This is a genomic window from Pseudomonas sp. MWU12-3103b (assembly GCF_023100615.1).
In the GTDB taxonomy this organism is placed as follows: domain Bacteria; phylum Pseudomonadota; class Gammaproteobacteria; order Pseudomonadales; family Pseudomonadaceae; genus Aquipseudomonas; species Aquipseudomonas putida_A.
Window position 1 is genome coordinate 300,267 of the sequence record NZ_JALMEY010000004.1, and the last position, 24,913, is coordinate 325,179.

Below are 24,913 nucleotides of genomic sequence, written 5' to 3' on the forward strand. Positions count from 1 at the left end.
GACTTGCAAGAATTCTGCTGAATCCATAATCGATTTGGTGGGGCTTTATCGAATCCATAATCGACTGGGTGTTTCAGGTCGATGTATGGCGCCAGACACCTCGGTCGGCCCCCTCTCCCTCCGGGAGAGGGCTGGGGTGAGGGTAAGCTTTTAGAACTTCTCAATCGCGCGGAAATTCTGCACCCGCTCGACTTCTTTCGGCTTGTACGCGCAATACCCCGGCCGCGGGCCGATTTTCGGGTGGTTGCGGCAAGTGTCCGGGCGTTTGTCATAAATGGTGCACAGGCGGCTCTTACGATCCAGGTAGTAGCAATCGTTGTTGCTCATGCGCTGTAGAGTAAAGATCCCCGACTTCTGGTTGAAGCGCTCGACCAGCCCTTCCTTTTGCAGGCGCTTGGCGATGTTCTTCGGCGGATCGCCCAGCTCGAACTCGTCGACCACGCCGATGCGTACCAGGTCCTTGATCTTGACCTCGACCGGCAGGGTGCAGCAGCTGGAGACACAAGAGCCGCACATCGGGGCCGAATATTTGGCCCACGTATCGAGACGGTCGATCTCGGCGGCGGCAATCAGGTTGGGCTTCATCATCGGGGGTTACCAGGCGTGTGTGCATCAGGGCGCGCGATCATACCGGGACTGGTGGATTTTTGAACAACCTTTCGCCAGATTTTTGCAAATGCCGCGCAAATGTCATTCAGTCCGGCACGGCCCCTGCATTCATTAGCCCACTCGCCAAGGTAATGCCGGGCTATCTCACCGACTTCGGAAAAACTGCCGAACCAGCGCCTCTACCGTCGGTCAGACCGTCTAGGCTCAGACAATTCCCCGCTCGCTCGAGGTCCTATCGATGACTCAAGAACCACTAGTTCGCGAAGCAGAGGTGGCCGCATTCCGCGATGCCGTCCTGACCAAGCTCACCTATGCAGTGGGTAAAGACCCGGATCACGCTTTCGACCATGACTGGTTCGAAGCCATTGCCCTGGCGGCGCGCGACCACATGGTCGAACACTGGATGGACCACACCCGGCAGATCTACCGCAAAGGCCAGAAGCGGGTGTATTACCTCTCGCTGGAATTTCTCATCGGCCGTTTGCTCTACGACAGCCTGAGCAACCTTGGCCTGCTCGACGTCGCCCGTGAAGCGCTGACCGAGCTGGGCGTCGATCTGGAACGGATCCGCCTGCTGGAACCCGACGCGGCACTCGGCAACGGCGGCCTCGGGCGTCTGGCGGCGTGCTTCATGGAAAGCATGTCGACCCTCGGCATCGCCGGGCACGGCTACGGCATTCGCTACGAGCATGGGCTGTTCCGGCAGGCCATCGTCGATGGTTGGCAGCAGGAGCAGACCGAGCACTGGCTGGATTTCGGCAACCCGTGGGAGTTCGAACGTCCGGAAGTGGTGTACTCGATCGGCTTCGGCGGCAGCGTCGAAACCGTCACCGATGCCAGCGGCAAGACCAAACAGGTCTGGTCGCCTGCGGAAACCGTGCGCGCGATTGCCTATGACACGCCAGTGGTCGGCTGGCGCGGGGCGAGCGTCAACACCCTGCGGCTGTGGCGTGCGCGAGCCATGGAAGATCTGCACCTGGAGCGCTTCAACGCCGGTGACCACTTGGGTGCCGTCGCCGAAGTCGCCCGCGCTGAAAGTATTTCCCGCGTGCTTTACCCGGCAGACAGCACTGAGGCCGGGCAGGAACTGCGCCTGCGCCAGGAATACTTCTTCGTCGCCGCTTCCTTGCAGGATTTGCTGCGTCGTCATCGCAACATGCACACCTCGGTGCTGACCTTGGGCGATCACGCGGCGATCCAGCTCAACGACACCCACCCTTCGATTGCCGTTGCTGAATTGATGCGGCAACTGGTCGACGTCTACGACGTGGCCTGGGATGCGGCGTGGCAAGTCACCGTCGATACCTTGTCGTACACCAACCACACGCTGTTGCCCGAAGCGCTGGAAACCTGGCCGGTCGGCCTGATGGAGCGCATGCTGCCGCGGCACATGCAGATCATTTATCTGATCAACGCCCAGCACATCGACTCGCTGCGGGCCAAAGGGATTCACGATTTCGACGTGCTGCGCGCGGTGTCGCTGATCGAAGAGGACAACGGTCGCCGGGTGCGCATGGGCAACCTCGCGTTCCTCGGTTCGCACAGCGTCAACGGCGTATCCGGGCTGCACACGCAGTTGATGCGCAAGACTGTATTCGCCGAACTGCACAAGCTCTACCCGGAACGGATCAACAACAAAACCAACGGCATCACCTTCCGCCGTTGGCTGTTCCAGGCCAACTCCGAGCTGACCTCGATGCTGGTCGACTCCCTCGGCCCGGAGGTGCTGGATAACCCGGAAGAACGCTTGCTCGACCTCGAACCGTTCGCCGAGCAACCCGCCTTCCGCAAAGCCTTCGCCGAACAGCGCCTGCACAGCAAAAAGGCCCTGGCCTATCTGATTCACGAGCGGCTGGGGATCGCGGTCAACCCGGCGGCGATGTTCGACGTGCAGGTCAAACGGATCCACGAATACAAGCGCCAGTTGCTCAACCTGATGCACACCGTGGCGCTGTATCAGGCAATCCGCGCCGAGCCTGAAGTCGACTGGGTACCTCGGGTGAAAATCTTCGCCGGTAAAGCGGCGGCCAGTTATCACCAGGCCAAATTGATCATCAAACTGACCAACGACATCGCCCGGGTAGTGAACAACGACCCGACAGTGCGCGGTTTGCTGAAAGTGGTGTTCCTGCCCAACTACAACGTCAGCCTGGCGGAAAGCATCATTCCTGCGGCGGACTTGTCCGAGCAGATTTCCACGGCCGGGTTCGAAGCCTCGGGCACCAGTAACATGAAGTTCGGCCTCAACGGTGCGCTGACCATCGGCACCCTCGACGGCGCCAACGTGGAAATGTGCGAGCGCATCGGCGCCGAGCACATGTTCATCTTCGGCCTCAGCGCACAGCAGGTCGAGGCGCGCAAACAGAACCACGAGTTCAGCGCCGCGCCGGACATCGCCGCGTCGCATCGTTTGAGCGACGTGCTGCAAGCGATCCGCAGTGGTGTGTTCTCGCCGGATGACACGTCGCGCTACACCGGGCTGATCGATTCGCTGGTGGACTACGATCGCTTCCTGGTCTGCGCCGACTTCGATTCCTATTGGGAAGCGCAAAAACGCGTCGATGCGCACTGGCACGATTCCAACAACTGGTGGCGCTCGGCAGTGCTCAACACGGCGCGGATGGGCTGGTTCTCGTCCGACCGGACGATTCGCGAGTACGCCACGGATATCTGGAAGGCACTGGAGTGATTTTCTGCAACAAATGTGCGTAAGGCCCAACGTTTGTTGGGCCGGATCGATATACTGAGCGCCGGTTTACCGAATGTGTCAGTCAGCATAAGACCCCTTGTGGGAGCGGGCTTGCTCGCGAAGGCGTTGTATCAGTCAACCGGATATCGACTGACACAACGCCTTCGCGAGCAAGCCCGCTCCCACATTGGATTTTGCCTAGACTGAAGCAACTGTCGGGATTGCCCCGCCTCGGGGCTGCTTAGGGATATCGACCATGCAATGGATGTTCATGTTGATCGGGCTGCTGCTCGGCTGGCTGCTCGACGAGTCGTTCAGTGCCGCGCTGCTCGGTGCACTGCTCGGGCTGGCGATCGGGCAAACGCTGCGTATCGCCCGGCTTGGCTCGCAGGCCACCGACCAACAGCGTCAACTGGAACAGGCCAAGGTCGCCCTGCAAGCTGTCGAGCAGCGTCTGTTTCTGCTGGAAGGTGCCAGCGTGCGCACCACACCGCCGAGCGTGGCGCCGATGCCGGACGCCATCGTTGAGCCGATCATCGTCGCCGAACAATCATCCTCCCCCACGCCGGATTTGGTCTGGGAACTGCCACCCGAACTCGAACCGATCTCTGCCGTTGCCAGCGAAACCAGCCAGCCGCTGCCGGCGGATGTCTGGCGTCTGGATGCTGTTACCGACGAGCCAGCAGCGCCGGCACAGCCTGCCGAACCTCGTGGCCCGAACCTGATCGAGCGTGGCATCAGCGCTGCGCGTAACTGGCTGTTCGGTGGCAACACCGTGCTGCGGGTTGGCGTGGTGCTGCTGTTTTTCGGTCTGGCGTTCCTGCTGCGCTACGCCACCGAGGGCATGGTAGTGCCGATCGAATTGCGTTACGCCGGTGTTGCGGCAGCGGCGTTGGCCCTGCTGGCGCTGGGCTGGTGGCTGCGCACACGCAACAACAGCTATGCGCTGATCCTGCAAGGCACCGGGATCGCGGTGCTGTACCTGACGGTGTTTGCGGCGATGCGTCTGCATCCGTTGCTCGATCCGTCCGCCGCGCTGGGGTTGCTGGTGGCGGTCACGGTTTTCTCGGCGATTCTCGCCATCACTCAGGATGCGCTGGGGCTGGCGGCGGCTGCAGCATTGGGCGGTTTCGCCGCGCCGATCCTGACCTCGACCGGGGAGGGCAACCATGTCGCGCTGTTCAGCTATTTCGCGTTGCTCAATGCCGGCATTCTCGCCATTGCCTGGTTCAAGGCCTGGCGCCTGCTCAACCTGATCGGTTTTGTCGGTACCTTCGGCATCGGTTTCGCCTGGGGACTGCGTTCCTACGCACCTGAGTTGCTGTGGAGCACCGAGCCGTTCCTGATCCTGTTCTTCCTGATGTACCTGGGCATCGGCCAGTTGTTCGCCCGACGCAAGTTGCTCGACATGCCCGATGCGCCAGCAGACGGCGATCGCGAGGCGCTGCTGCACTGGTCGGCGCGCAAGGGCGACTACGTCGACGGCACGATGCTGTTCGGCCCGCCGATCGTGGGCTTCGGTCTGCAGTTTGCGCTGGTGCAGCACCTGGAGTTCGCCGCTGCGTTCAGCGCACTCGCACTGGGCGTGATCTACATGGGCCTGGCCCGGGTGTTGATGGGCGGCCGCGCCTTGTTGCTGGGTGAAACCTGTCTGGCGCTGGGGGTGATTTTCGCCAGTCTGGCGATCCCGCTGGGCCTCGATGCGCGCTGGACTTCGGCGGCGTGGGCAGTGGAGGGCGCGGGGATTTTCTGGCTCGGCCTGCGTCAGCATCGGCCGTTCGCCCGAGCGTTTGCCCTGCTGCTGCAACTGGGGTCGGCGCTGGCCTTTCTCAGTCAGTTGCGAGTTGGTGAAAGCAGCCTGCTCGACGGCGCACCGTTGGGCGCATTGATGCTCGGCATCGCGCTGCTGTTCAGTTTCTATCAATTGCGCAAAGCCTCGGCGGAACAGGCTTCGCCGTGGGAGCGCCAGGGCTTGCCGGTGCTGGCGGCGCTGGGTCTGACCTTCCTGTACCTGTTGGCGCCGCTGTTTTTCCTGGTTCAGGCGACAGCGATCAGTTGGGCCTTGGCCGGACTGGTGACCCTGTTCGTCGGCCTGCGCCTGCAATCGCGCACGTTCCTGTTCACCGCGTTCGCCGTGCAGTTGCTCGGCGGTGCGTTGTTCCTGTTGCGCCTGCAAGGTGCAGGTGAGGATTCGGCGGCCGTGTTCAGCGCCGGGTGGAGCGGTTTGCTCAGCGCATCGCTGATCGGTGTGGCGTTGATCGGCGGGATGCTGCTGGCGGCGCGCGACGAGATGGTGCGCGGCGATGTGCGGCTGCTGCGCGGGTTGTCGGTGGTGTTGCTGGCGGGGTTGGTGCTGATCAATCTGGCGGTGCTGTTCGTGCTGCCGTGGCAAACCGCGAGTGCGGTGTGGGCGGCGAGCGGTCTGTTGATCATCTGGCTGAGCCTGTACCTCAAACAGCGCGTGAGTTTTGTCTTTGGGCTGTTGTTGCAGTTGATCGGTGGCGCGGCGTTCTTGTTGGCCGGCCCCGAGTTGCTCGGGCCGCTGTCCAGCGAAGGTCTGCGGCCGTTGGCCCATGGCGGTTTCTGGACGCCGCTGGTATTGGGGCTGGCCGCGCTGGTCGGTGCCTGGCGTCTGCAACTGGGCAATCACGCCTCGGCCTTCGATGCGCTGAGTTTGCAACGCCTGTCTGAAGTGCTGCTGGTGTGGGGCGCCGGTTGGTGGGCGTTGGCGTGGGTCAGTGAGGTGCTGCGTTTTGCGCCGCTGAATCTGCAGGCGTCGCTGTTGCTGCTGGTCGCTGCGCTGAGTGTGGCGTTGTGGACGCTGTTGGCGCTGCGCCTGAAATGGCCGGCGTTGGGCCTGCTCTGCTCCTTGCTGATTCCGGCGACGGGGCTGGTGTTGCTGGCGGCGTGGCATGCGCGTTATCACCCAGCGGCGAATTTTGGTTGGCTGGCGTGGGTATTGGTGTTCGCCGTGCATTTCTTCAGCCTGCGGCGTCTGGCGCCGATGCTGCCGGCTCGGGCCTTGAGCACTGCGCATGTGCTGGGTTGCTGGCTGCTGATCGGCGTACTGGCGCTGGAGCTGCGCTACGGTCTGCTGCTGTTGTCCGAGCAATACAACGCCTGGCGCTGGCTGGGCTGGGCGATCCTGCCGAGCCTGTATCTGCTGTTGGCGGCGGCTCCGCGCAACTGGCCGTGGCCGGTGGCAGCGTTCCCTCGCGAATATCGTTTGTACGCCGCCGCGCCGCTGGCAGTGCTGATGCTGGCGTGGTTCTGGCTGGCCAACGGTGTCAGCGACGGCAACGCCGAACCGCTGCCGTATGTGCCGCTGCTCAACCCGCTGGAATTGGGCCTGCTGTTCGCCCTGTTCGGGGTTTACGTGTGGTCGCGTCATGCGGTGACGCAGTTTGCCCTGCGCAAGGATTACGCCGAGTACGCCACGCAACTGGTCGCCGGGGTTTCGCTGTTCGCCTTCTGCACCGCGCTGGTGACCCGCGCCGCACACCATTGGGCGGGCATTCCGTTCGAGCTGGATCTGCTGCTCGAATCGATGCTGGTGCAGGCCGGGTTGTCCATCGTCTGGACCCTGATGGCGCTGGGGCTGATGATCGGCGGGCATCTGCGCCATCGTCGCGAAGTGTGGCTGATCGGCGCGGCGCTGATTGCGCTGGTGGTGGCCAAACTGATTTTTGTCGAATTGAGCAACCGTGGCGGCCTCGCCCGGATCGTCTCGTTTATCGGTGTCGGTGTGTTGCTGCTGGTGGTGGGCTACTTTGCACCGCTGCCACCGAAACGCGTCGAAGCCGAACCGGCGGCGGACAAACCCGTCCCGGACACCGAAGGAGTTTCATCTTGAGTCGCATGCTGAATCTGGGGTGGTTGGCGCTGGGTGTGGTGATGACTGCCGGCGCCCTGGAAAAACCGGCGGACTTCGCCACGCAGGTGCCGCTGGCGGTGAGTGGCAACGGTCCGTGGTATCGCCTCGACCTGCCGCTGAGCGCGCAATTGCAGGCACGCCAGACCGATCTCAGCGACCTGCGCATATTCAACGCCGCCGGTGAACCGCAAGCCTACGCCCTGGCCCGCGAATCGGCGCAGACCCGCGACGACGGGCAGTTGCATGAGGTGAAGTGGTTCCCGCTGTACAACGCCGCCGATGCCAGTGAGCGTGCGCCGAACGTGCGCGTGCAATCGACCACCACCGGCACACTGGTGGAAGTGCAACCGTCGACTCAGCTGGAGGCTGGTGAAGAAGTGCTGCGTGGCTGGCTGCTCGATGCCAGTGCGATCAAGGCGCCGCTGCAGCAGCTGATTCTCGACTGGACCAGCGAGCGTGACGGCTTCCAGCGTTTCAGCATCGAGGCCAGTGATGACTTGCAGCATTGGCAGGCGTGGGGTGATGGGCAGGTGGCACGGCTGACCTTTTCCGACGAGCGCATCGAGCAGCATGAGGTGACGCTGCCGGGGCAATCGGCGCGCTATCTGCGCCTGCTGTGGGATGCGCCAACCTCGGCGCCCATCCTCACGTCGGCGCAACTGAAAAGCAGCGATCCGCGTAACGTGCCGCTGCCGTTGGTCTGGTCGCAAGCGCTCGCGGGCAGTAGCACCAAGCCCGGCGAGTACACATGGCAATTGCCGATGGGGCTGAATGTCGAGCGGGTGCAGGTCGAGCTGAAACAACCGAACAGTCTGGCTCCGGTCACACTCGCGGGCCGCCGCGAAAGCAGCCTGCCGTGGCAGACACTGAGCAACGGTTTGCTGTATCGCCTGACTCAGAATGGTCAGGACGTGGTGCAGAACGAATTGCAGTTGTACGGGCAGACTGTGCAGCAGCTGAAACTGAGCGTGGACGAGCGCGGCGGCGGTCTGGGTGAGCAGGCACCGAGCCTGAAGTACGCGGTGCGGGCGACCCAGGTGATTTTCCTCGCACGGGGTGACGGGCCTTACAGCCTGGCGCTGGGCAATCCGACGGTGAAAACCGCGAACCTGCCGCTGAGCACGCTGATTCCGGATTTCAAAGCGGAAAAACTCGCGGCGCTGGGCAAGGCAACGGTGCAGGGTGAAGTGATTGCCACACAGGCTACGCCGGCAACCACGACGGCGGTAGCCGAGACCAACTGGAAGAAAATCGGCCTGTGGGCGGTGTTGCTGGTGAGTGTGGTGTTCCTCGGGGCGATGGCGGCGAGCCTGTTGCGCAAGCCGCCGACCAATTCCTGAGAATGGCTGGCGCTGCGCGCCATTCGCGAGCAAGCCCGCTCCCACATTGATCGCGTCCAGCAGGGCTACTCGGTCAACTGTGGGAGCGGGCTTGCTCGCGAAGGCGGCTGATCGGCCAACGAGAATTTCAGATCGGTCGCGGTTGCGCACGCACCACCCGTCCCGTTTCGAACTACGCTCAATCCGGTACCTGAACTCTCTCGACCCGATCACGTCTGATACAAGCAATTGCGCCCCAATGCACGTTACCGGGCGTCATCGCTCGCTACGTTTTCAGACTCCCTGTAAACTGCGCGGGTTTTTAGCCCCCCATTCCACCGGAGCCGTCCATGTCCCGCGTTACCCTGAGTCGCTATTTGATTGAGCAGACCCGCAGCAATAACACTCCTGCCGATCTGCGCTTCCTGATCGAAGTGGTGGCGCGTGCCTGCAAAGAGATCAGCCACGCCGTGTCCAAAGGCGCCCTGGGTGGTGTTCTGGGCAGCATGGGCACTGAAAACGTCCAAGGCGAAGTGCAGAAGAAGCTCGACGTGCTGTCGAACGAGATCCTGCTCGAAGCCAACGAATGGGGCGGTCACCTGGCCGGCATGGCGTCCGAAGAAATGGATAATGCCTACCAGATCCCGGGCAAATACCCGAAAGGCGCCTACCTGCTGGTGTTCGACCCACTGGACGGCTCGTCGAACATCGACATCAACGCTCCGGTCGGCACCATCTTCTCGGTACTGCGTTGCCCGAACGAATACCTGAGCCAGAACGAGCCGCTGAACGAAAAAGCCTTCCTGCAGCCAGGCACCCAGCAGGTTGCCGCCGGTTACGCGATCTACGGCCCGCAGACCATGCTGGTGCTGACTCTGGGCGACGGCGTCAAAGGCTTCACCCTGGACCGCGAAATGGGCAGCTTCGTACTGACCCACGAAGACATCACCATTCCTGAAACCACCCAGGAATTCGCGATCAACATGTCCAACCAGCGCCACTGGGAAGCCCCGGTACAACGCTACGTCAGCGAACTGCTGGCCGGCGAAGAAGGCCCGCTGAAGAAGAACTACAACATGCGCTGGGTCGCGGCGATGGTGGCCGACGTGCATCGCATCCTGACCCGTGGCGGTCTGTTCATGTACCCACGCGACAGCCGTGAGCCATCCAAGCCCGGCAAACTGCGTCTGATGTACGAAGCCAACCCGATGTCGTTCCTGGTGGAACAGGCCGGCGGCGCGTCCACCGACGGTCACCAACGCATCCTCGACATTCAGCCCGAAGGCCTGCACCAGCGCGTAGCGGTGTTCCTCGGCTCGAAAGAAGAAGTCGCCCGCGCCACGGCTTACCACAAGGAATAAGCCATGACCGCGCCCTGGCAGCCGTTGCTCGATTGGTGGTTCGGACATGCCGAATCACCGGACGAGATTGCGGCTGACAAGGGCAAGTTGTGGTTTGGCAAGAAAGACAGCCAGGACCTCGAAGCGCGTGAGCGTTTCGGGGTCTTTGTCGATCAGGCCCTCGCTGGCGAATTGGCCGAATGGACGCAACGTCCCGAAGGTTGGCTGGCGGTGCTGCTGCTGCTCGATCAACTGCCGCGAATGATCTTTCGCGACTCTCCCAAAGCATTTTCCGGTGATCTGCGCGCGCAGAAACTTGTCGCGCAGGGCATTGCGGCGGACTTCGACCGGCAACTGAAGCCGATTCAGCGGGTATTCATTTATCTGGTGTTCGAACACTGCGAAAACCTCGCGGTGCAGAACGAAGCCGTTTCGCGTTTTATCGATCTGCTGGCTGAACAGCCGCAAGCGCAACGTGCAGTGTTCGCCGACAATCTGGATTATGCCGAGCGGCATCGGAAGGTGATTGCACGATTTGGACGGTTTCCGCATCGCAATGCGGTGTTGGGGCGGGAGTCGACAGCTGAGGAGTTGGCGTTTTTGAAAGAGCCAGGTTCGCGTTTTTAGAACGATTCTCGGCAACCTCAACAACCAGCCCTCACCCTAACCCTCTCCCGGAGGGAGAGGGGACTGACCGAGGTGTTTTGTCGCTATACGTCGACCTGAAGCATCCAGTCGAACTCAGGTTTGAAAAGCTTGAAGATCTACTCCCTTCCCCCCCTCGCCCCCTTGGGGGAGAGGGCTGGGGTGAGGGGGTGGCTCTTGATCTTAGATCCGGAAGCTGCCCACCAGCTGCTTCAATCGCGCCGCCTGCTGCTCCAGATCCGAACAAGCGCGCAAGGTTGCCTGCAGGTTCTCCACACCTTCCTGGTTCAGCGTGTTGATCTCGTTGATGTCGACGTTGATCGATTCGACCACAGCCGTCTGCTCCTCAGTCGCGGTAGCCACCGACTGGTTCATCCCGTCGATCTCGCCGATGCGCTGGGTCACGCTGCCCAGGCGTTCGCCGGCCTGGTTGGCGATGCCGACGCTGCTTTCGCTCTCGCGCTGGCTCTCGGTCATGATGCTCACGGCCTGACGCGCGCCGACTTGCAGTTCTTCGATCATCTTCTGCACTTGCTGCGCCGAATCCTGGGTGCGGTGAGCGAGGTTGCGCACCTCGTCAGCGACCACGGCGAAACCACGGCCAGCCTCACCGGCGCGGGCCGCTTCGATGGCAGCGTTTAGCGCCAGCAGGTTGGTCTGCTGCGAGATGCTGGTGATCACTTCCAGAATCTGCCCGATGTTCACTGTGTTGCTGTTGAGGGTTTCGATGTTGCCGCAGGAGTCGCTGATTTTTGCCGACAGTTGCTGCATGGCCTGAATGGTTTTATCAACAACCTGCTGACCGTCGACCGCCAGACTGCGCGCATCACTGGAGTGCTGCGAGGCGAGGGCGGCGTTCTGGGCGATTTCCTGAGCGGCGGCGCCGAGCTGGTTGATCGCCGCGGCCACGCTGTTGGTGCGGCTGGCCTGCTGATCAGAGTTGTACATCGACGAATTCGATGCGGCGACCACACGCAGGGCGACTTCGTTGACCTGGCCGGTGGCCGAGGACACTTCGCGGATCGAGGTGTGAATACGCTCGACGAAGCGGTTGAACGACAGGCCAAGCGCGCCAAATTCATCATGGCCGTGGATCACCAGACGCTTGGTCAGGTCGCCTTCACCTTCGGCGATGTCGTGCATGGCGCGGCCCATGGTCAGCAGCGGTTGCATCAGCACGCGGATCAGCATGCCGAGCAGGGCGATGATGATCACCACCGCGATCACCATGGCTATCAGCGCCGAGGTGCGGAATTCGCTGAGCATCGAGAACGCGGTGTCTTTGTCCAGCACCAGCGCCACGTACCAGTCGGCCGATGGCACGCCGTTAACGCGGGTGAAGGAGATCAGTTGAGTCTTGCCGTCGAATTCGACTTCTTTCAGGCCCGGGCTGACTTTCGGTGCGCCGTTTGGATAAGCCTCGGCGAGGGTTTTCAGCACCAGTTTGCTGTCCGGGTGAATCAGGATCTTGCCATCGGCGCTGACGATGAACGCATGGCCGTGGCCACCAAAGTTGAGCGAGTTGATGATCGCGCTGACGCTGGTCAGGTCGATATCCGCGCCGGCCACACCGATCATCTGGCCCTGACGCTGCACCGGAGTGGCGACGGTGATTACCAGTTTGCCCGAGGAAGCGGCGATGTAGGGTTCGGTGACGATGGTCTGTTGGGCGCTGTTGGCGGCCTTGTACCAGCCACGGGCGCGCGGGTCGTAGTCCGGCGCGCGATTGCCGGCGGGTACCGAGAACATCACGCCGTCAGCGCCGCCGAAGTAGCTGAGCTGGAAATTGCCGGTATAGGCGGGCAGGTCGATGATGCGCTTGAGGCTGGCCGGGGCGCTGCCGTCGGCGGCGACCTGCTGCGACAGCGATTGCAGCAACTGGATACGGCTTTCCAGCCAGGTCTGGATGTTGCTGGTGGTCAGGCTGCCGAGTTCCTGCATCGAGGCTTCGGTGCTGCTGCTCAGGGCTTCGCGTTGTCGATAGTCGTTGAACAAAATGAAACAGGCGAACGCAACGGCCACCACGAGGGCGGCAGCCAACAAGATCTTGTGGCTGAATTTCATGTTTCTGGTCATCGAATGAACTACCGCGAAGGGGCTGGTCGAGAAAGGGCGGCAATTTGCCACACTCGGGAGCTTTGCGCTGCTCTTATTTCGACCGCCGCGCGCCAAAGATTAGGCGTCTTTGATGAAATGCGACGAAATGCTCAATAGCCGCACAAAGTGTCTGATTTACCGGTAAATGCCAGACGAGCGGAGCGATAAATAGCCCTTTCTGAAGGGAACCAGATGAGGGTTTTCTCTTCTAAGCTTCTGGTTGGCACCATGCCATCCCCCTTCCGCTCCAGGAGTTACTTCATGTCGCTGCGATCTATCGCCCTTCTGACTTTTTGCGTGCTGTTGGCCGCGTGCAGCAAGGTCAATCAGGAAAACTATTCCAAGCTTTCGGCCGGCATGGCCAAGGCCGAGGTTGAGACGCTGCTCGGCAAACCCACCGACTGTTCGGGCGCGCTCGGCATGTCCAGTTGCACCTGGGGCGATAAAAACAGCTTTATCAGCGTGCAGTACGCCGGTGACAAAGTGCTGATGTTTTCCGGCCAAGGCCTGAAGTAAACCGGGGCTACGCGCCCACGGGAGAAAAATAATGAAGCGGTTATTGTTCGTCCTTTTTGCCGGCCTGGTACTGGCCGGCTGCGCCACCCACGGTGAAGATCCGCTGGCGCCCAAGACGGCTCACAGTGTCAATCTCAAGCGTTATCAGGGCACCTGGTATGAACTGGCGCGCCTGCCGATGTACTTCCAGCGCAACTGCGCGCAGTCCGAAGCCCACTACTCGCTCAGACCCGACGGCAATGTCGATGTGCTCAATCGCTGCCTGACCTCCGACTGGCAGTGGGAAGAAGCCAAAGGCAAGGCTTATCCACAGGTGCCGGGCAAGACCGACAAGTTGTGGGTCGAGTTCGATACCTGGTTCTCGCGATTGATTCCGGGTGTGGCGAAAGGCGAATACTGGGTGTTGTACGTCAGCGACGACTACAAGACCGCCATCGTCGGCGACCCGAGTCGCAAGTACATGTGGTTGCTGTCGCGCACGCCGACCGTCAACGGTGTGGTGCGTGAGGAGTTGCTGAGCAAGGCGCGGCAGCAGGGTTACGACACCACGCGACTGATCTGGCGAGCGTCGGATCGGCAGATGGCCAAGACTTCGAACTAAGCCTTCGAAGATCAAATGTGGGAGCGGGCTTGCTCGCGAAGAGGGCGTGTCAGTCGATTGAAATATTGACTGATACACCGCTTTCGCGAGCAAGCCCGCTCCCACATTTTGTTTTGTGTCAGCCTAAAAGTTCGCGCAGGACCTGGGTGAAGGCACGTGCGCTTTCCTCTTCGCCCGCGTGCCGTCCATCGCGCACCACCCACTGACCATTGACCAGCACATCGCGCACCTGGCGATCTCCGCCAGCGAACAACCAGCGATTCAAAATCCCGTCACCACTGGCGGTGGCCAGATACGGATCATTGCCATCGAGCACGATCCAATCCGCCCGCTTGCCGACTTGCAGCGCGCCAATCGGCTGCCCCAAAGCCTGGGCACCGCCGTCCAGCGCCGCGTCATACAACGTGCGCCCGACCATCGGTTGATCCGCGCCATACAAACGGTTACGCCGCTGATCGCGCAGGCGCTGGCCGTATTCCAGCCAGCGCAATTCCTCGACCACGCTGAGCGACACATGGCTGTCGGAACCGATGCCCATGCGCCCGCCCTGAGCGAGGAAATCCACCGCCGGGAAAATCCCGTCGCCCAGATTCGCTTCGGTGGTCAGGCACAGGCCGGCGATGGCGCGACTCTTGGCCATCAGCGTGACTTCTTCCGGGTTGGCGTGGGTCGCGTGAACCAGGCACCAGCGCTGATCGACCTCGGTGTTTTCGTAGAGCCATTGCAGCGGACGACGACCGCTCCAGCTCAGGCAGTCATCGACTTCCTTCTGCTGTTCGGCGATGTGAATGTGCACCGGGCACTGCTTGTCGCTGGCTGCCAGCACTTCGCTGATCTGCTGCGGGGTAACCGCGCGCAACGAGTGGAAGCACAGACCCAGCGACTGCGCTTTTTGCTGAGCGAGTAATGGCTGCAAGCGCGATTGCAGATTCAGGTAATTTTCGGTGCTGTTGATAAAGCGGCGCTGCCCATCATTCGGCGTCTGGCCGCCGAATCCGGAATGGCTGTAAAGCACCGGCAGCAGGGTCAGACCGATGCCGCTTTCGCTCGCTGCCTGACTGATGCGCAGTGCCAGTTCGGCCGGATCGGCATACGGCTGACCGTTGTTGTCGTGGTGCACGTAGTGGAATTCAGCAACCGAGGTGTAACCGGCCTTGAGCATTTCGATGTACAGCTGACGGGCGATCACGCCGAGTTGCTCGGGGCTGATTTTTCCGACGAGGCGATACATCAAGTCACGCCAGGTCCAGAAACTGTCGTTGGGATTGCCGGCTACTTCAGCCAGCCCGGCCATCGCGCGCTGGAAGGCGTGGGAGTGCAGATTGGGCATGCCCGGCAGCAGCGGACCGCTCAGCCGTTCGGCGCCGTCTGCGGTGGAATCGGCCAGGATTTGGGTCAGCACGCCATCGGCGCTGACCTCAAGACGTACATTGTTGGCCCATCCGTTAGGCAGCAGCGCGCGTTCGGCAAAGAAAGCGGACATGGTTCAGCACCCCCATCGTGTGTTATTTGTATATACATATACAGACGTTTGCCTGCCCGGTAAACTCCGGCAAGCTAGCAACCTTCATCCAATGAACAGGGATCAACCGTGCCGACTCCGCCTCCAGTCTCTCCGTTGGCCGCGAACCTGGGCGACAGTCCGGCGCCCTTGTACGCCCGCGTCAAACAGATGATCACCCAGCAGATCGACAGCGGTAACTGGCCACCGCACTACCGCGTGCCATCGGAAAGCGAACTGGTCAGCCAGCTCGGTTTCAGCCGCATGACCATCAACCGCGCGCTGCGTGAAATGACCGCCGACGGCCTGCTCGTGCGCATGCAAGGTGTAGGCACGTTTGTCGCTGAACCGAAGAGCCAGTCTGCGTTGTTCGAAGTGCACAACATCGCTGATGAAATTGCCTCCCGTGGCCATCGCCACACCTGTCAGGTGATCACCCTCGAAGAAGAGGCCGCCGGCTCCGAGCGCGCGCTGGCGCTGGACATGCGCGAAGGGCAGAAGGTCTTCCACTCGCTGATTGTGCATTACGAAAACGACATTCCTGTGCAAATCGAAGACCGCTTCGTCAACGCGCTGGTCGCCCCGGAATACCTCAAGCAGGATTTCACCCTGCAGACCCCTTACGCCTATCTCAACCAGGTCGCGCCACTGACCGAAGGCGAGCACGTCGTCGAGGCGATCCTCGCCGAGCCGTCCGAGTGCAAGTTGCTGCAGATCGAAAAAGGCGAGCCTTGCCTGCTGATCCGTCGCCGTACGTGGTCGGGGCGTCAGCCGGTGACCGCCGCGCGTTTGATTCACCCAGGTTCCCGTCATCGTCTGGAAGGACGCTTTCATAAATGAATGGTTTGAAGGTTTTACGCGCTGAGGGTTACCCGCGCATGCCGTGGAAAAACGGCGGCGGCAGCACCGAGGAAATCACCCGTGACGCCGGTGCAGGTCTGGATGGTTTCGGCTGGCGCCTGTCGATTGCCGACATTGCCGAGTCCGGTGGATTCTCGACTTTTGCTGGTTACCAGCGAGTGATTACGGTGCTGCAGGGCGATGGCATGACCCTGTGTGTCGACGGCGATGACACGCGCCCATTGTTACCGCTGGATCCGTTTGCGTTCAGCGGCGAAAGCCAGGTGTCCTGCACTTTGCTCGGTGGTGCGATCCGCGACTTCAACCTGATCTACGCGCCACAGCGTTACAGCGCGCGGTTGCAGTGGCTGGAAGGCGAGCAGCGGTTTTTCAGCTCGGCGACGACGGTGCTGGTGTTCAGTGTCAGTGAGCTACTTGAGGCGAAAGTCGGTGACAGCGTCGCGCAACTGGGGCGCCATGATTGCCTGCAACTGGACGGTAACACCGGGCTGGTTGAAGTCGCGGTCAATGCGGGCTGCTGCGTGATTGAGCTGACCGCGCGCTGATCCAACTCTGGTAACACTCCTGTGGTGAGGGGATTTATCCCCGATGGCGGCGCAGCAGACCTTTTGGGACCGCTACGCGCTCCATCGGGGATAAATCCCCTCACCACAATTGCATTTTAATTCCTGTTTCCCTCGGCGCACCAACTTGTTACCGAACGCCCCAGCGTGGCGCAAAACCACGGGTTCGTAACGATCTGCCGAATCCTCAATTCCTCCCCGCAAAAATTTTCATCCACGCCGCAACCCTTGTCTCAGGCGCTCTGCGGCCCTGTCCGCAATTTTTCCTGAGCGATCCTTCAGCAAGTTGGCCGCTTGATTGCATATGCTTGTATGTACAAGTAAAGACGTATGCGTATAAGTCCGCAGCGTCCACTGATTCGCTTGTCGCGCATTGAGGTGCGCAGGCTGCTTGCCCACTGCCAGGGTTGGTTTGAATTGATCGCTGAGGAGTCTTTTTCGTGACTGACAATAAGCCTACAACTGCCGTTTATACAAAGAGACGTGACGTCGAAATCCGTGCATCGCGCGGCAACAAGCTGACCGCCAAGAGCTGGCTGACCGAAGCGCCGCTGCGCATGCTGATGAACAACCTCGATCCGGAAGTGGCCGAGAACCCGAAAGAGCTGGTGGTCTACGGTGGCATCGGTCGCGCTGCGCGTAACTGGGAGTGCTACGACAAGATCGTCGAAAGCCTGACCAATCTGAACGACGATGAAACCCTGCTGGTGCAGTCGGGCAAACCGGTCGGCGTGTTCAAGACCCACAGCAACGCCCCGCGCGTATTGATCGCCAACTCCAACCTGGTGCCGCACTGGGCGAGCTGGGAACACTTCAACGAACTCGACGCCAAAGGCCTGGCCATGTACGGCCAGATGACCGCCGGCAGCTGGATCTACATCGGCAGCCAAGGCATCGTTCAGGGTACCTACGAAACTTTCGTCGAAGCCGGTCGCCAGCACTACAACGACAACCTCAAAGGCAAGTGGGTGCTCACCGCAGGTCTGGGTGGCATGGGCGGTGCTCAGCCACTGGCCGCTACCCTGGCCGGTGCCTGCTCGCTGAACATCGAATGCCAGCAGGTGAGCATCGATTTCCGCCTGAAAAGCCGTTATGTCGACGAGCAAGCCAAAGACCTCGACGACGCCCTGGCGCGCATCGCCAAATACACCGCTGAAGGCAAGGCGATCTCGATCGCGCTGCTGGGCAACGCGGCAGAAATTCTCCCGGAACTGGTCAAGCGCGGTGTGCGCCCGGACATGGTCACCGACCAGACCAGCGCCCACGACCCACTGAACGGCTACCTGCCGGCTGGCTGGACTTGGGACGAATACCGCGCCCGCGCCAAGACCGAGCCGGCCGCTGTGATCAAGGCCGCCAAGCAGTCGATGGCCGTCCACGTCAAAGCGATGCTGGACTTCCAGAAACAAGGCATTCCGACCTTCGACTACGGCAACAACATCCGTCAGATGGCGCAAGAAGAAGGCGTGGAGAACGCGTTCGACTTCCCAGGCTTTGTACCGGCCTACATCCGCCCACTGTTCTGCCGTGGCATCGGCCCGTTCCGCTGGGCGGCGCTGTCGGGTGATCCGCAGGACATCTACAAAACCGACGCCAAAGTCAAAGAGCTGATCCCGGACGACGCGCACCTGCACAACTGGCTGGACATGGCCCGTGAGCGCATCAGCTTCCAGGGTCTGCCGGCACGTATCTGCTGGGTCGGTCTGGGCCTGCGCGCCAAGCTCGGTCTGGCGTTCAACGAAATGGTGCGCAGCGGCGAGCTGTCGGCACCGATCGTGATCGGTCGCGACCACCTCGACTCCGGCTCCGTTGCCAGCCCGAACCGCGAAACCGAATCGATGCAGGACGGTTCCGACGCCGTGTCCGACTGGCCACTGCTCAACGCCCTGCTGAACACCGCGAGCGGCGCGACCTGGGTTTCCCTGCACCACGGCGGTGGCGTGGGCATGGGCTTCTCACAGCACTCGGGCATGGTGATTGTCTGCGACGGTACTGACGAAGCGGCCGAGCGTATTGCACGCGTGCTGCACAACGACCCGGCGACCGGTGTCATGCGTCACGCCGATGCCGGTTACCAGATCGCTATCGACTGCGCCAAGGAGCAGGGCCTGAACCTGCCGATGATTACCGGCGGCAAGTAAAACGCTTTGGCTTTATGTGGGAGCGAGCTTGCTCGCGAAAGCAATCTGTCAGCCAGCACAGATGTTGAATGTGCTGGCCAATTCGCGAGCAAGCTCGCTCCCACAGAAAAGCAGCCCTACCGAAGCTCAGTGAACAATTAAAACAATCCACAGAGGTTGAATCATGGCTGTAACCCCCGATCGTGCAGGCAACAAACCGTTGATCGAAAGGCGTTCGATCGACTACATCCCGGAAGCGGAAAGACACGGTCGTCTGTTGAGCCAGTTCACCCTGTGGATGGGTGCGAATCTGCAAATCACTGCGATTGTCACCGGGGCCCTGGCCGTGGTGCTGGGCGGTGATGTGTTCTGGTCGTTGATCGGTCTGTTGATCGGTCAACTGCTGGGCGGTGGCGTGATGGCGCTGCATGCGGCGCAAGGGCCGAAACTGGGCCTGCCGCAGATGATTTCCAGCCGCGTGCAATTCGGCGTCTACGGCGCGGCGATCCCGATCGTGCTGGTGTGCCTGATGTACCTGGGCTTCACCGCCACCGGTACGGTGCTTTCCGGCCAGGCGCTGGGCCAGTTGTTTGGCGTCAGCGACACCGTCGGCATCCTGCTGTTCGCCAGTGTCATCGTAGTGGTCACGGTGCTCGGTTATCGGGTGATCCACTGGATCGGCCGGGTTGCCAGTGTCATCGGCGTGATTGCCTTCGTGTATCTGTTCAGCCGTCTGCTGAGTCAGGTGGACGTGGGCGCACTGTTGCAGATCCGTCACTTCAGCTGGAGCAGCTTCCTGCTGGCGGTGTCGCTCGCGGCCTCCTGGCAGATCGCGTTCGGCCCTTATGTGGCTGACTATTCGCGTTACCTGCCGAGCAAGGTTTCTTCGGTGAAAACCTTCTTTGCCGCTGGCGCAGGTTCGGTCATCGGCGCGCAGGTGGCGATGGTCCTCGGCGTGTTCGCGGCAGCTTCGGCCAACGGCCAGTTTGCCGGTCACGAAGTGGCCTACATCGTCGGTCTGGGCGGCACAGGTGCCACCGCCGCGCTGCTGTACTTCAGCATCGCCTTCGGCAAGGTGACCATTTCGACGCTGAACTCCTACGGCAGCTTCATGTGCATCGCCACCATCATCAGTGGTTTCAAAGGGCACCTGACCGTTACGCGTATGCAGCGTCTGGTGTTCGTGCTGGTGATCGTCGGCGCGGCAACCCTGATCGCCTTGCTCGGTCAGCACTCGTTCCTCGGTGCGTTCAAGTCGTTCATCCTGTTCCTGCTGGCGTTCTTCACGCCATGGAGCGCGATCAACCTGGTCGACTACTACTGCATCACCCGCGAGCGCTATGACGTGCCGGCGCTGGCCGATCCGAACGGTCGCTACGGGCGCTGGAACCTGCTCGGGATCAGCGTCTATGTGTTCGGCGTGCTGGTGCAACTGCCGTTCATCTCCACCAAGTTCTATACCGGCCCGCTGGTGGCCTCCCTCGGTGACGTGGATATCTCCTGGATCATCGGTCTGGTGCTGCCTGCTGCCCTCTATTACGTGTGCGCAAAAAAATGGCACGGCTCGGTGCCTGATCAACTGATTCTGCCGGTCGAGCAGAACAGCGTTGTACCACCTGAAAAAAGTGGGGCCGGGCGCGCTGCGGCGCAGGCCTGATTGGACGTGGACAGGGCTGGATGCCTCTTGACTGCCGTAAGCCAATTCATGATTAGGAGCGTCGCAACAATGAAATCGAACAAGACCCTGCTCACCACACTGCTGTCCATGGGCCTGCTGGCCAGTGCCGGTGCCACTCAGGCTGCCGGCTGGTGCGAGTCCGGTAAACCGGTGAAATTCGCCGGTCTGAACTGGGAAAGCGGCATGCTGCTGACCGACGTGCTGCAAGTGGTGCTGGAGAAAGGTTACGACTGCAAGACCGACAGCCTGCCGGGCAACTCCATCACCATGGAGAACGCCCTGAGCAGCAACGACATTCAAGTGTTCGCCGAAGAATGGGTCGGCCGCAGCGAAGTCTGGAACAAGGCCGAGAAGGCCGGCAAGGTCGTCGGTGTCGGCGCCCCGATCGTCGGCGCAATCGAAGGCTGGTACGTGCCGCGCTACGTGATCGAAGGCGACGCCAAACGCAAGATCGAGGCAAAAGCCCCGGAGCTGAAAAACATTGCCGATCTGGGCAAGTACGCGGCTGTTTTCAAAGACGCCGAAGAGCCGTCCAAGGGCCGTTTCTATAACTGCCCGGCGGGCTGGACCTGCGAGCTGGACAACAGCGAAATGCTCAAGAGCTACGGTCTGGAAAACAGCTACACCAACTTCCGCCCGGGCACCGGCCCGGCGCTGGATGCGGCGGTGCTGTCGAGCTACAAGCGTGGCGAGCCGATCCTGTTTTATTACTGGTCGCCAACCCCGCTGATGGGCCAGATCGACGCGGTCAAACTCGAAGAAAAACCGGGCGTCGACAAAAGCGTGAGCATCAAGGTCGGCCTGTCGAAAACCTTCCACGAGCAGGCGCCAGAACTGGTGGCCGTGCTGGAAAAGGTCAACCTGCCGATCGACCTGCTGAACCAGAACCTGGGACGCATGGCGAAGGAACGTATCGAGTCGCCAAAACTGGCGAAAATCTTCCTCAAGGAACATCCTGAAGTCTGGCATGCGTGGGTCAGTGACGACGCAGCCAAGAAAATCGACGCGGCGCTGTAGGTCGATACCTCCCGGTCAACCGTGAGGCTGGCCGGGAGATATGCCGTAAATCGCTTGATTGAGATTTCTGATTGAGAGCCGCTTATGTTTCCCGAAAGCTTTACCTTTTCCATCGCCGACTGGGTCAACGGTTGGGTCGATTCGCTGGTCACCAACTACGGTGATGTGTTCCGCCATATCTCGGACACCCTGCTGTGGGCCATCGTCAACCTCGAAGGCCTGCTGCGAGCGGCGCCGTGGTGGTTGATGCTGGCGATCGTCGGCGTCGTCGCCTGGCACGCCACGCGCAAAGTGGTGACCACCGCCGTCATCGTCGGTCTGCTGTTTCTGGTGGGTGCTGTCGGCCTGTGGGACAAACTCATGCAGACCCTGGCGCTGATGATGGTTGCGACGATCATTTCGGTGCTGATCGGCATTCCGCTGGGGATTCTCTCGGCGCGCAGCAACCGCCTGCGTTCGGTGCTGATGCCGCTGCTCGACATCATGCAGACCATGCCGAGTTTCGTGTACCTGATCCCGGTGCTGATGCTGTTCGGTCTGGGCAAGGTCCCGGCGATTTTCGCCACGGTGATCTACGCCGCGCCGCCGCTGATCCGTCTGACCGATCTGGGCATTCGCCAGGTCGATGGTGAAGTGATGGAAGCGATCAATGCTTTCGGTGCCAACCGCTGGCAGCAACTGTTCGGCGTGCAACTGCCGCTGGCTTTGCCAAGCATCATGGCCGGGATCAACCAGACCACCATGATGGCCCTGTCGATGGTGGTGATCGCCTCGATGATCGGCGCCCGTGGCCTGGGTGAAGATGTGCTGGTGGGGATTCAGACCCTCAACGTCGGACGCGGCCTCGAAGCCGGTCTGGCGATCGTGATTCTCGCGGTGGTCATCGACCGCATTACTCAGGCGTACGGTCGGCCACGGCATGAGGTGAGCAAATGAATAACGCAACCGTGAGCAAGATCGAAGTCAAAAACGTCTTCAAGATTTTCGGCAACCGCGCCAAGGACGCACTGGCGATGGTCGGCCAAGGCAAGACCAAGGATCAGGTGCTGAACGAAACCGGCTGCGTGGTCGGGGTCAACGACCTGTCGCTGAGTATCGGCACCGGCGAGATCTTCGTGATCATGGGCCTGTCCGGCTCCGGCAAATCGACCCTGGTGCGCCACTTCAATCGCCTGATCGACCCCACCAGCGGTGCGATCCTGGTCGACGGCGTGGACATCCTGCAATACGACATGGAAGCGCTGCGCGAATTTCGCCGGCACAAGATCAGCATGGTGTTCCAGAGCTTCGGTCTGCTGCCGCACAAGACCGTGATCGAGAACGTCGCCTACGGCCTGAAAGTGCGCGGTGAAAGCAAGCAACTGTGCGCTGAACGCGCGTTGCACTGGATCAACACCGTCGGCCTCAAAGGCTACGAAAACAAATATCCGCACCAGCTCTCCGGCGGCATGCGTCAGCGCGTGGGCCTGGCCCGGGCACTGGCGGCCGACACCGACATCATCCTGATGGACGAAGCGTTCAGTGCGCTGGACCCGCTGATCCGCGCCGAGATGCAGGACCAGTTGCTGGAGCTGCAAAAGACCCTGCATAAGACCATCGTCTTCATCACTCACGACCTCGACGAGGCCGTGCGCATCGGCAACCGCATCGCGATCCTCAAGGATGGCCGCCTGATTCAGGTCGGCACGCCAAGAGAGATCCTGCATTCGCCAGCGGATGAGTATGTCGACCGGTTCGTGCAGCGGCGGGCGGCAGTAGTCTGAAATGGATTGCCTTTGTGGCGAGGGGATTTATCCCCGATGGGTGGCGAAGGCGCCCCCAAACATTGCATGCGATGCACCTGAAACATCCTGGCTGCAGGTTTTGGGACTGCTGCGCAGCCCATCGGGGATAAATCCCCTCACCACAGGTTTTGTATCAAATAATTGGCATGAGGTTTTAGATGTCCCAGGCTGAAAAAATCATCATCACCGGTAGCCCCCTGCGTTGGCAGGACGTGGTCGCCGTCGCCCGTCACGGCGCGCAACTGGAGTTATCGAGCGAAACCTGGGCGCGCATCGAAAACGCTCAGGGCATCGTCCAGCGCATCGTCGAAAGCGGCGAGCGTGCCTATGGCGTCAACACCGGTCTGGGTGGTCTGTCCAACGTTTCGCTGAAGGACGAACAACTCAGCCAGCTCTCACGCAACACCTTGCTCAGCCACGCCTGCGGCGTCGGCCCGGTGCTGCCTGATGAGCAGACCCGCGCGATCATCTGCGCCGCAATCCACAACTACAGCCACGGCAAATCCGGCATTCACCGGCGGGTGGTCGAAGCGTTGCTGGCGCTGCTCAATCGCGGCATCACCCCGCAGGTTCCGTCGCAAGGTTCGGTGGGTTACCTGACGCACATGGCGCACATCGGCATCGCGCTGCTGGGCGTGGGCAATGTCAGCTATCGCGGGCAGATCACTTCGGCGCAACAGGCGCTGGCCGAAGAAGGCCTGCAACCGGTGCAACTCGGCGCGAAAGACGGTTTGTGCCTGGTCAACGGTACGCCGTGCATGACCGGCCTCAGTTGCCTGGCGATTGCCGACGCGACGCGTCTGGTGCAATGGGCCGATGTGATCGGCGCCATGAGTTTCGAAGCGCAGCGCGGGCAGATCGCCGCGTTCGATGCCGAGATCATCGCGCTCAAGCCGCACCCCGGCATGCAGCAGGTCGGTAGCAACCTGCGCGCCTTGCTCGATGGCAGTGAAGTGATCGCGACGAGCAAAGGCATTCGTACTCAGGATGCGCTGAGCATCCGCTCGATCCCGCAAGTGCATGGCGCTGCGCGCGATCAACTGGAACATGCGATCAAACAGGTCGAAGCCGAACTCAACGGCTGCACCGACAACCCGTTGCTGCTGGGCACGCCGGACAACTTCCGGGTGATGTCCCAAGCCAACCCGCACGGTCAGTCGGTGGCGATGGCGGCGGATCTGCTGGCGATTGCCATGGCTGAAATCGGCTCGATTGCCGAGCGCCGCCTCGATCGTCTGGTCAACCCGCACGTCAGCGGTCTGCCGGCGTTTCTGGTGGCCAACCCGGGGGTGAACTCCGGGATGATGATCGTGCAATACGTCGCCGCTTCGCTATGTGCCGAGAATCGCCAACTGGCGCAACCGGCGGTGCTCGACAACTACGTCACCTCGGGCCTGCAGGAAGACCACCTGAGCATGGGCACCAGCGCTGCACTGAAGCTGCACCGCGCCCTGGAAAACTGCACGCAGATCCTCGCCATCGAATATCTGCTGGCGGCGCAGGCCTTTGAATTCCTCAAGGAGCAGCGCTTTGGCGCGGGCACTGACCGGGCGTGGCGGCTGCTGCGGGAAACCGTCCCGGCCTACGATCAGGATCGCTGGCTGGCGCCGGATATCGCCGCCGCCGCCAGCGTGCTGAAAAACCCGAATGCGCTGCACAACGTATTACCGAATCTGCACTGACAACTACCCATACCAGC

The 24,913-nt window shown here is 61.3% G+C and carries 18 protein-coding genes; 15 read left to right on the forward strand and 3 right to left on the reverse strand.

Annotated elements, in window-relative coordinates; genetic code table 11:
- Nucleotides 1-150: 150 nt before the first annotated feature.
- Nucleotides 151-588: a YkgJ family cysteine cluster protein gene (locus M0808_RS09515; protein WP_016985748.1), complete on the reverse strand. Its 438-nt coding sequence runs from the start codon at nucleotides 586-588 to the stop codon at nucleotides 151-153.
- Nucleotides 589-847: 259 nt separating this feature from the next.
- Here M0808_RS09515 and M0808_RS09520 point away from each other — a divergent pair, with 259 nt between their 5' ends.
- The 5 genes from M0808_RS09520 to M0808_RS09540 all read left to right on the forward strand — a co-directional run bounded on the left by M0808_RS09520 (nucleotide 848) and on the right by M0808_RS09540 (nucleotide 10,458).
- Nucleotides 848-3,298: a glycogen/starch/alpha-glucan phosphorylase gene (locus tag M0808_RS09520; RefSeq protein ID WP_097086973.1), complete on the forward strand. Its 2,451-nt coding sequence runs from the start codon at nucleotides 848-850 to the stop codon at nucleotides 3,296-3,298.
- A gap of 256 nt (nucleotides 3,299-3,554) precedes the next feature.
- Nucleotides 3,555-7,151, forward strand: a complete 3,597-nt coding sequence (locus M0808_RS09525; protein WP_247840881.1) for a DUF2339 domain-containing protein — start codon at nucleotides 3,555-3,557, stop codon at nucleotides 7,149-7,151.
- Complete coding sequence (locus M0808_RS09530) at nucleotides 7,148-8,512, forward strand: DUF3999 domain-containing protein (protein ID WP_247840883.1); 1,365 nt, start codon at nucleotides 7,148-7,150, stop codon at nucleotides 8,510-8,512. Before M0808_RS09525 ends, M0808_RS09530 begins: the two co-directional genes overlap by 4 nt.
- Nucleotides 8,513-8,841: 329 nt before the next feature.
- Nucleotides 8,842-9,852 carry a class 1 fructose-bisphosphatase gene (locus M0808_RS09535; protein ID WP_007961744.1) on the forward strand — a complete coding sequence of 337 codons (1,011 nt, stop codon included), beginning with the start codon at nucleotides 8,842-8,844 and terminating at the stop codon, nucleotides 9,850-9,852.
- A 3-nt stretch (nucleotides 9,853-9,855) separates the two neighbouring features.
- On the forward strand, nucleotides 9,856-10,458 hold the full coding sequence (locus M0808_RS09540; RefSeq protein WP_247840885.1) for a DUF924 family protein: 603 nt from the start codon (nucleotides 9,856-9,858) through the stop codon (nucleotides 10,456-10,458).
- A 201-nt stretch (nucleotides 10,459-10,659) separates the two neighbouring features.
- On the opposite strand, the gene M0808_RS09545 is transcribed toward M0808_RS09540, so the two are convergent.
- Nucleotides 10,660-12,552: a methyl-accepting chemotaxis protein gene (locus tag M0808_RS09545; RefSeq protein WP_201136020.1), complete on the reverse strand. Its 1,893-nt coding sequence runs from the start codon at nucleotides 12,550-12,552 to the stop codon at nucleotides 10,660-10,662.
- Between the two features lie 282 nt (nucleotides 12,553-12,834).
- Here M0808_RS09545 and M0808_RS09550 point away from each other — a divergent pair, with 282 nt between their 5' ends.
- Together M0808_RS09550 and M0808_RS09555 are read left to right on the forward strand one after the other, a co-directional pair.
- Complete coding sequence (locus tag M0808_RS09550) at nucleotides 12,835-13,089, forward strand: hypothetical protein (RefSeq protein ID WP_003220802.1); 255 nt, start codon at nucleotides 12,835-12,837, stop codon at nucleotides 13,087-13,089.
- A 31-nt stretch (nucleotides 13,090-13,120) separates the two neighbouring features.
- The gene (locus M0808_RS09555; protein ID WP_096794672.1) at nucleotides 13,121-13,690 is read left to right on the forward strand and encodes a lipocalin family protein; all 570 of its coding nucleotides are present in this window, start codon (nucleotides 13,121-13,123) and stop codon (nucleotides 13,688-13,690) included.
- Nucleotides 13,691-13,808: 118 nt separating this feature from the next.
- On the opposite strand, the gene M0808_RS09560 is transcribed toward M0808_RS09555, so the two are convergent.
- Entirely contained in the window at nucleotides 13,809-15,173 is a 1,365-nt protein-coding gene (locus tag M0808_RS09560) for a formimidoylglutamate deiminase (RefSeq protein ID WP_247840887.1), read from the reverse strand.
- Between the two features lie 189 nt (nucleotides 15,174-15,362).
- Between M0808_RS09560 and hutC the strand changes: the two genes are divergently transcribed.
- The 8 genes from hutC (at nucleotide 15,363) to hutH (ending at nucleotide 24,896) form a co-directional block, all read left to right on the forward strand.
- Complete coding sequence (gene hutC, locus M0808_RS09565; RefSeq protein WP_230679353.1) at nucleotides 15,363-16,031, forward strand: histidine utilization repressor; 669 nt, start codon at nucleotides 15,363-15,365, stop codon at nucleotides 16,029-16,031.
- Nucleotides 16,028-16,597 carry a HutD family protein gene (locus tag M0808_RS09570; protein ID WP_247840889.1) on the forward strand — a complete coding sequence of 190 codons (570 nt, stop codon included), beginning with the start codon at nucleotides 16,028-16,030 and terminating at the stop codon, nucleotides 16,595-16,597. Before hutC ends, M0808_RS09570 begins: the two co-directional genes overlap by 4 nt.
- A 458-nt stretch (nucleotides 16,598-17,055) precedes the next feature.
- Nucleotides 17,056-18,756, forward strand: a complete 1,701-nt coding sequence (gene hutU / locus M0808_RS09575) for a urocanate hydratase (protein ID WP_183783819.1) — start codon at nucleotides 17,056-17,058, stop codon at nucleotides 18,754-18,756.
- 163 nt (nucleotides 18,757-18,919) lie between these two features.
- Nucleotides 18,920-20,392, forward strand: a complete 1,473-nt coding sequence (locus M0808_RS09580) for a cytosine permease (RefSeq protein ID WP_247840891.1) — start codon at nucleotides 18,920-18,922, stop codon at nucleotides 20,390-20,392.
- Nucleotides 20,393-20,461: 69 nt separating this feature from the next.
- Nucleotides 20,462-21,430, forward strand: coding sequence for an ABC transporter substrate-binding protein (locus tag M0808_RS09585; RefSeq protein WP_097086983.1), 969 nt, complete (start codon nucleotides 20,462-20,464; stop codon nucleotides 21,428-21,430).
- Between the two features lie 84 nt (nucleotides 21,431-21,514).
- A complete protein-coding gene (locus M0808_RS09590) occupies nucleotides 21,515-22,366 on the forward strand; it encodes a proline/glycine betaine ABC transporter permease (RefSeq protein WP_007949591.1) in 852 nt (283 codons plus the stop codon).
- On the forward strand, nucleotides 22,363-23,193 hold the full coding sequence (locus M0808_RS09595) for a glycine betaine/L-proline ABC transporter ATP-binding protein (protein WP_047601084.1): 831 nt from the start codon (nucleotides 22,363-22,365) through the stop codon (nucleotides 23,191-23,193). The genes M0808_RS09590 and M0808_RS09595 overlap by 4 nt, the downstream gene beginning before the upstream one ends.
- Before the next feature lie 179 nt (nucleotides 23,194-23,372).
- Nucleotides 23,373-24,896, forward strand: coding sequence for a histidine ammonia-lyase (gene hutH, locus M0808_RS09600; protein WP_247840893.1), 1,524 nt, complete (start codon nucleotides 23,373-23,375; stop codon nucleotides 24,894-24,896).
- Nucleotides 24,897-24,913 lie beyond the last annotated feature (17 nt).

Coding starts and splice junctions, on each gene's coding strand:
- hutH (WP_247840893.1), top strand. CDS start 23,373: ATGTCCCAGGCTGAAAAAATCATCATCACCGGTAGCCCCCTGCGTTGG.
- M0808_RS09595 (WP_047601084.1), top strand. CDS start 22,363: ATGAATAACGCAACCGTGAGCAAGATCGAAGTCAAAAACGTCTTCAAG.
- M0808_RS09525 (WP_247840881.1), top strand. CDS start 3,555: ATGCAATGGATGTTCATGTTGATCGGGCTGCTGCTCGGCTGGCTGCTC.
- M0808_RS09535 (WP_007961744.1), top strand. CDS start 8,842: ATGTCCCGCGTTACCCTGAGTCGCTATTTGATTGAGCAGACCCGCAGC.
- M0808_RS09580 (WP_247840891.1), top strand. CDS start 18,920: ATGGCTGTAACCCCCGATCGTGCAGGCAACAAACCGTTGATCGAAAGG.
- hutC (WP_230679353.1), top strand. CDS start 15,363: ATGATCACCCAGCAGATCGACAGCGGTAACTGGCCACCGCACTACCGC.
- M0808_RS09520 (WP_097086973.1), top strand. CDS start 848: ATGACTCAAGAACCACTAGTTCGCGAAGCAGAGGTGGCCGCATTCCGC.
- M0808_RS09590 (WP_007949591.1), top strand. CDS start 21,515: ATGTTTCCCGAAAGCTTTACCTTTTCCATCGCCGACTGGGTCAACGGT.
- M0808_RS09560 (WP_247840887.1), bottom strand. CDS start 15,173: ATGTCCGCTTTCTTTGCCGAACGCGCGCTGCTGCCTAACGGATGGGCC.
- M0808_RS09570 (WP_247840889.1), top strand. CDS start 16,028: ATGAATGGTTTGAAGGTTTTACGCGCTGAGGGTTACCCGCGCATGCCG.
- M0808_RS09585 (WP_097086983.1), top strand. CDS start 20,462: ATGAAATCGAACAAGACCCTGCTCACCACACTGCTGTCCATGGGCCTG.
- M0808_RS09555 (WP_096794672.1), top strand. CDS start 13,121: ATGAAGCGGTTATTGTTCGTCCTTTTTGCCGGCCTGGTACTGGCCGGC.
- M0808_RS09550 (WP_003220802.1), top strand. CDS start 12,835: ATGTCGCTGCGATCTATCGCCCTTCTGACTTTTTGCGTGCTGTTGGCC.
- M0808_RS09540 (WP_247840885.1), top strand. CDS start 9,856: ATGACCGCGCCCTGGCAGCCGTTGCTCGATTGGTGGTTCGGACATGCC.
- M0808_RS09545 (WP_201136020.1), bottom strand. CDS start 12,552: ATGACCAGAAACATGAAATTCAGCCACAAGATCTTGTTGGCTGCCGCC.
- M0808_RS09515 (WP_016985748.1), bottom strand. CDS start 588: ATGATGAAGCCCAACCTGATTGCCGCCGCCGAGATCGACCGTCTCGAT.